Source organism: Alcanivorax sp. HI0044 (assembly GCF_001634945.1).
The window spans coordinates 1-5,828 of the sequence record NZ_LWEZ01001758.1 but is presented as its reverse complement, the minus strand read 5'-3'; the positions used below and the strand labels follow the sequence as shown (position 1 = coordinate 5,828).

The following is a 5,828-nucleotide window of genomic DNA, read 5'->3' as shown; positions in this document are numbered from 1 at the left end:
TGGTGTCTGTGGTGCCCATGTCACCAACCAGCTTTTCGTACAGGCTGACCTTGGATAACGCTTCCTGAAGCGTGCTGGCGCTCATGGCGATATAGCCCATCACATTGTAGGAACCGGGCTGCACAAATTCGGAAGTGTGTAACCCGAACAGGGGGTCGGCGGACTGTTTGATGAGGGCGTGCAGCAGGGTCTGAAAATCCTGACCATGAATGCGGGTATCCGGTTTCTGGATATGGCCGGGGTCCAGGTTGGCCTGCTGCAGCGCCGCAGCCGTATCCAGCCCACGGGCTTGCCCGTGAGCCAGGTACTGCTGAAGTGCGGCGCTACAAATCTGGCCCAGTGCATCCATGGGGATGTTCGCTCAGTTCAGTTCAAAGGTGATTTGTACCTGGGCGGAAATCTCGGTTTCGCCGGCCCGGTAACTGTCTGCGGCACCGCTTTCTTTGCTGCGAGCCATCATCATCACCGGTTGCGGGTGGTGGATCCCCTGAGCGGTGATCTGGAAGGCTTCGCCCAGGTCACGGTCTGCGGCTTCGGCAATGATCTCTGCCCGTTGACGGGCATCAGCCACGGCTTTTTCCAGGGCCTGGTTGCCCAGCTGGTCGCGGTTGCTAACTTCCGCACCGGCGGGGCGGATGTTACGTACGCCCTGTTCGGCAAGTCCTTCCAGTAGCTCCGCATAGGTTTCAAGGCCGTCGACCTTGAAGCTCACGTCGCGGCTGACCTGGTGGCCAATCAGTTTGCGTTCGGGTTGATACTGCCATTGGGGGGTGACTTGCATGGTGCTGGCGGTGACGGCCTTTTCTTCGATATCCAGGTCGTCTGCGAGATCCAGCATATTGCTGACAGACTCATCCACGCGATCTTTCATACCGGCGATGTCATCGCCGTTTTCACTGGCGGTAGCGACCACCGTGAAACGGTCTGGTTGGGCGCTGATTTCACCACTGCCGGATACGGTGATGCTGTCGCGGGTGGTATTGATGGTGGTGTTATCACAACCGGCCAGCGCCAGTGTGCCAGCGATCAACAAGGTCGCAGCGGATACAACTTTCATGATATCTCCTTGTACTGCCGTGCAAGCGGCAAAGTTCTATTTTGCTTATCGGTCAGGTTTACGCAACTCATCTCGTGCAAACCGTTTAAACGAACGGTTTCCCGTACAGAACGCAGGGTAAAGGCCCCTTGGTTGTTGGTCCGTTAGCCCCTATCATCGCAGCTCGTGAGGCAGAGGCAATCGGTGAGTACGGTCATGAGTTCAGCCATGGATAAATCGGAACAGCAGATTCGACAGCACCTGGGCGATTTTATTCCCGAGGATCTGGGGATTAGCCTGAATCAGGTCAATGGCATCAGTGCGTTTCAGTTGAGTGATTCAGCCGTGACGGCCACGGTAACTCTGGGGTATCCCTGCGACAGTATTCGTGACGCGCTGATTGATGCCATCCACGCACACATGGCTCCGGTACTGGAGCAGCGTTCCCTGTCAGTGACGGTGGAAAGTCGCATTGTGCCGCACCGGGCGCAAAGCAGCCTGCCGGCGCGGGACCAGGTCGCCAATATCATTGCCGTTGCGTCCGGCAAGGGCGGGGTGGGCAAATCCACCTCGGCAGTGAATCTGGCGCTGGCGCTGCAGGCGGAGGGCGCCCGTGTTGGGTTGCTGGACGCGGACGTGTTCGGGCCCAGCCAGCCGTTGATGCTGGGGTTGCCCGACGGTACACGCCCCCAATTGCTGGACGGCAAATTTTTTGTGCCGGTGGACGCCTACGGTTTGCAGACCATGTCCATGGGGTACCTGACCACAAAGCAGACACCGGTGGTGTGGCGTGGGCCTAAGGCCAGCGGCGCGCTGGTGCAGATGATGGAACAGACCCGCTGGCATGATCTGGACTATCTGTTGGTGGATTTGCCCCCCGGAACCGGGGACATCCAGCTGACGCTGGCCCAGAAAATTCCGGTGGCGGGTGCCGTGGTGATTACCACGCCGCAGGATATTGCGTTGCTGGATGCCATCAAGGGCGTGGAAATGTTCCGCAAGGTGGATATCCGGGTGCTGGGAATCCTGGAAAACATGGCCATGCATGTCTGTAACCAGTGCGGGCATCAGGAGGCTATTTTCGGTCAGGGTGGTGGCGACAAAATGGCAGCAGATTATGGCACTGAGGTGTTGGCTGCGCTGCCATTGTCCCTGCGTATCCGCGAGCAGGCAGACAAGGGTGAGCCGGTAATGCAGGCGTTCCCCGACAGTGATGAGGCTGCCCTCTACCGGTCGGCTGCCCGGCGTCTGGCTGCCCGGCTTTCACTGACGGAAGTCGGCAAGCGGGCGTTTCCCAGTGTGACGCAGCATTGAACAAGAGCCTGATGAGGGGGCTGGCCGGCTGCGTCACACATCTGGCGTCCGGCGTCCGGCGTCTATACCATTGGCCGCTTGAACGCTAACTACTCTGAAACATTGAGGCGTAAATGACTATTAAATCGGATCGCTGGATTTCCCGCATGGCCGCCGAGAAAGGCATGATCGAGCCATTTCAGACCGGGCAGATTCGCGCGGATGAGAACGGTGAAAAACTGATCTCCTACGGCGTGTCCAGTTATGGCTACGATGTGCGCTGCGCCGACGAGTTCAAGGTGTTCACCAATATCCATTCCGCCACGGTGGACCCGAAAGCGTTCGATGAACGCAGCTTTGTGGATGTGAAGGGGGAGTATTGCATTATCCCGCCGAACTCCTTTGCCCTGGCCCGCACGGTGGAATATTTCCGTATCCCCCGAAATGTGCTGACTATTTGCCTGGGCAAATCCACCTACGCACGGTGCGGCATTATCGTTAATGTCACGCCGCTGGAACCCGAGTGGGAAGGGCATGTGACGCTGGAGTTTTCCAACACCACCACCCTGCCGGCAAAAATCTATGCCCACGAAGGGGTGGCGCAGATGCTGTTCTTTGAATCCGATGAGGTGTGTGAAACCTCCTACATGGATCGGGGCGGTAAGTACCAGGGCCAGCGTGGCGTGACCCTGCCACGGGCCTAGTCTGACGCGGGCGCTGAGTCCGGAACGAGTTCCGGGCCGTTGTAGTCGATCATGATCATCTCGGCTTTCAACAGGGTGCTCTCAATGTGTTTGGCCTGTACCACCATGTAGTCCAGCTGCGGCGCTACCCAGAACAGGGTGCGCCGTTTTTCTTTGCTGTCCCCGGTACGTTTCTTTTCAACCAGCAGGGTATCCAGTTTGCCCAGCGGTGTTTTCAGGGTTTCCCTGTCGATCACTTCAAAATGATGTTCGCGCACTTTGTCGCCGTAGACACTGGTCACGGAGTAAGACTTGTCGCCGGTGGCAAACACGCAGCGCCCCCGTAGCAGAATCGTCAGCTCATCCAGCGTGTTGTCGGGGATATCCAGGCTTTCCTTGTCGTCTTCAGATTCGTTGTGTACCCGTGGCGGGTTCCACTCAAAATCCATGTGGTGGAAACGTCGTTGACCGAATCCCTTGAATTCATGCACGTAGCGCGCCGTGCGCGGTTGGCAGTCACGCCAGTGAAAATAGCTTTCCTCTGTGTTGCTGAGCAGAAACGATTTCGCCTTGAGCAACATATGGTAGTAGTCGTCGCCCTCTGCCGGTTCCAGCACCAGTTCGGCTTTGACCGGGGTAGGCAGCTTGTTCACATAAATACGAAACTCGGCAGAAAAGGGGGCCAGGGGCTCGTTGGCCGTGGCCAGGCCGCTGGCCAGCACCAGCAAAAGTGAAATCAACCGCACGCTCAGAGTCCTTTCAGTGATTGCAGGGTCATCAGGTGTTCGCCATCGTCGTTCTTCTGCATCAGTTGCACCAGCGTATAGTCATAGCCCGGAGCGAACCACATGTAGGTTTGCCGTTCGCTGTTCTTGCCACGCTGGCGTTGCACTTTCAGTGTTTTCACCTTGTCGCCGTCGATGGTCAGTGTTTCAGGGCCAGTGACGGTGTAGTGGTGGGTTTTCTGCGCACGCTCATCGGCCACTTGCAGTTCTACTTTTTTGGCGCCGTCGCGCAATTTGCACTGCAGGGCCAGGGAGACGGAGAGTTCGTCGGTGGCGTTGTCGCTTACCTCGTAGCTGCGCATGGGTTTGTCGGTGCGCTCGCTGGCGGCCACGCCGGTCTGGCGATCAATATGTAGCTTGGCTTCTTTGACCTTGCCCAGTCCGCGGCGCTCGTAACCGTAGTAATTGCTCAGCGGGGTACAGCCTTGCCAGTTGAACAGGGCGGTTTCGCGAATCTCACCGAGCCAGTTTTTGGCGTGGACTTCCATTTTCCAGAGCCCGTCCTGAACCTGGCTGAGAGAGCGGGTGGCGACGATGCTGAATGGAATACCTTCGCTTTTCAGGCGGTAGTCCAGACGGAACGGTGATGGCGTTTCGTCCCCGGTGGCGGCGGAAGAAAAGGCCAGATTCGCCAGCAGGATAGCAGCGAGAATCAGGGGGTTGCGTAGAATAATGCGTAGAGGGTTACGCCAGTGTGTAACCCTGCGCGGGGAGTGGCTTCCCATCCAGTACGACTCCGTTATCAGTCAGTTCCAGTCTAGCTTGTGCACGCCATTGCAGCACCTGGGGATAGAGCAGGTGTTCGCGTTGTTGTACACGTTTGGACAGGGAATCAACGGTATCGTTCGCATGCACCGCAATGGGGGCCTGGGCGATCAGTGGGCCGCCATCCAGCTCTTCCGTAACGAAATGAATGGAGCAGCCGTGTTCGCTGTCGCCGGCTTCCAGGGCGCGGGCATGGGTATTCAGCCCGCGATATTTGGGCAACAGGGAGGGGTGGATGTTGATCAGTTGTCCGGCGTAATGGCGAACAAAGACAGCTGAAAGGATGCGCATGAAACCGGCCAGCACGACGGTATCCGGGGCATAGGGGGTGAGCACCTCGATCATGGCCTGGTCGAACTGCTCCCGGTCCGGGTAGTCGCGGTGGTCCAGGCTGGCCGTGGGGATGCCCGCCTGTGCGGCCCGCTCGAGGCCGGCGGCGTTGGCGCGGTTGGAGAACACCACAGCAATCTCGGCGTCGAGAGTGCCTGCTTTCTGGGCATCCATGATCGCTTGCAGGTTGGTGCCTGAGCCGCTGATCAATACCGCCAGCTGGTGTGTCACTCTGGCAGTCCGTCCAACACTACGTCTGGCTCGCCGTCGCCGGCCTGGATTTCGCCGATCAGGAAGGCGTTTTCGCCTTCGGCTTCCAGCAGGGCGAGGGCGTCGTCCACGTGGCTGGCGGGGACAGCGATGACCATGCCCACGCCGCAGTTGAAGGTGCGGTACATCTCAAAGGCGGGTACCTGGCCTTCCTGCTGCAACCACTGGAATACGGCCGGGAATTCCCAGCTTTTGGTGTCGATCACGGCACGGACGTTGTCCGGCAGCACCCGCGGCAGGTTTTCTGGCAGGCCACCGCCAGTGATGTGTGCCATGGCGTGGACAGGCACCTGTTCAATCAACTTGAGCAGGGATTTCACGTAAATGCGGGTGGGTTCCAGCAGGTGCTCGATCAACGGCTTGCCGTCCAGATCGATGTCAGTGTCTGCCTGGGCCATGATACGGCGAATCAGGGAGTAGCCGTTGGAGTGGGGGCCGGAGGCGCCCAGAGCGATCAGCTTGTCGCCGGCTTCGACCTTGCTGCCATCCAGTACGCCGTCTTTTTCCACCACGCCGACGCAGAAACCCGCCAGGTCGTAGTCTTCGCCTTCATACATGCCGGGCATTTCTGCGGTTTCACCGCCGATCAGGGCGCAACCGGCCAGTTCGCAGCCTTCGCCAATACCGGTGACCACGCTGGTGGCAATCTCCACGTCCAGCTTGCCG

Annotated in this window: 8 protein-coding genes; 2 read left to right on the top strand and 6 right to left on the bottom strand. The window is 58.7% G+C overall.

Features of this window, described 5'->3' with window-relative positions:
• Nucleotides 1-349, bottom strand: a 349-nt coding sequence (locus A3730_RS26330; protein WP_197477654.1) for an AraC family transcriptional regulator ligand-binding domain-containing protein, incomplete at its 3' end; no start/stop codon positions are given.
• 12 nt (nucleotides 350-361) lie between these two features.
• Nucleotides 362-1,057, bottom strand: coding sequence for an SIMPL domain-containing protein (locus A3730_RS26325; RefSeq protein ID WP_063539300.1), 696 nt, complete (start codon nucleotides 1,055-1,057; stop codon nucleotides 362-364).
• A 207-nt stretch (nucleotides 1,058-1,264) separates the two neighbouring features.
• On the opposite strand from A3730_RS26325, the gene apbC reads away from it, so the two are divergent.
• The gene (gene apbC / locus A3730_RS26320; RefSeq protein ID WP_231880707.1) at nucleotides 1,265-2,350 is read left to right on the top strand and encodes an iron-sulfur cluster carrier protein ApbC; all 1,086 of its coding nucleotides are present in this window, start codon (nucleotides 1,265-1,267) and stop codon (nucleotides 2,348-2,350) included.
• Between the two features lie 113 nt (nucleotides 2,351-2,463).
• Nucleotides 2,464-3,033, top strand: a complete 570-nt coding sequence (gene dcd, locus A3730_RS26315; protein ID WP_063521071.1) for a dCTP deaminase — start codon at nucleotides 2,464-2,466, stop codon at nucleotides 3,031-3,033.
• Here the strand turns inward: dcd and A3730_RS26310 are convergent.
• The 4 genes from A3730_RS26310 to purM form a co-directional block, all read right to left on the bottom strand.
• Nucleotides 3,030-3,758, bottom strand: a complete 729-nt coding sequence (locus A3730_RS26310) for a DUF3108 domain-containing protein (protein ID WP_063521070.1) — start codon at nucleotides 3,756-3,758, stop codon at nucleotides 3,030-3,032. The two genes, dcd and A3730_RS26310, sit on opposite strands and share 4 nt — an antisense overlap.
• Nucleotides 3,759-3,760: 2 nt before the next feature.
• On the bottom strand, nucleotides 3,761-4,522 hold the full coding sequence (locus A3730_RS26305; protein WP_063521069.1) for a DUF3108 domain-containing protein: 762 nt from the start codon (nucleotides 4,520-4,522) through the stop codon (nucleotides 3,761-3,763).
• Nucleotides 4,482-5,123, bottom strand: a complete 642-nt coding sequence (gene purN, locus A3730_RS26300; protein ID WP_082872547.1) for a phosphoribosylglycinamide formyltransferase — start codon at nucleotides 5,121-5,123, stop codon at nucleotides 4,482-4,484. The genes A3730_RS26305 and purN overlap by 41 nt, the downstream gene beginning before the upstream one ends.
• A partial coding sequence (purM, locus tag A3730_RS26295; RefSeq protein ID WP_063539299.1) for a phosphoribosylformylglycinamidine cyclo-ligase occupies nucleotides 5,120-5,828 on the bottom strand: 709 nt, incomplete at its 5' end. The genes purM and purN, both read right to left, overlap by 4 nt.

Excerpts from the sequence above, each read along its gene's own strand:
- apbC (WP_231880707.1), top strand. The coding sequence starts at position 1,265 with ATGGATAAATCGGAACAGCAGATTCGACAGCACCTGGGCGATTTTATT.
- A3730_RS26305 (WP_063521069.1), bottom strand. The coding sequence starts at position 4,522 with ATGGGAAGCCACTCCCCGCGCAGGGTTACACACTGGCGTAACCCTCTA.
- dcd (WP_063521071.1), top strand. The coding sequence starts at position 2,464 with ATGACTATTAAATCGGATCGCTGGATTTCCCGCATGGCCGCCGAGAAA.
- A3730_RS26325 (WP_063539300.1), bottom strand. The coding sequence starts at position 1,057 with ATGAAAGTTGTATCCGCTGCGACCTTGTTGATCGCTGGCACACTGGCG.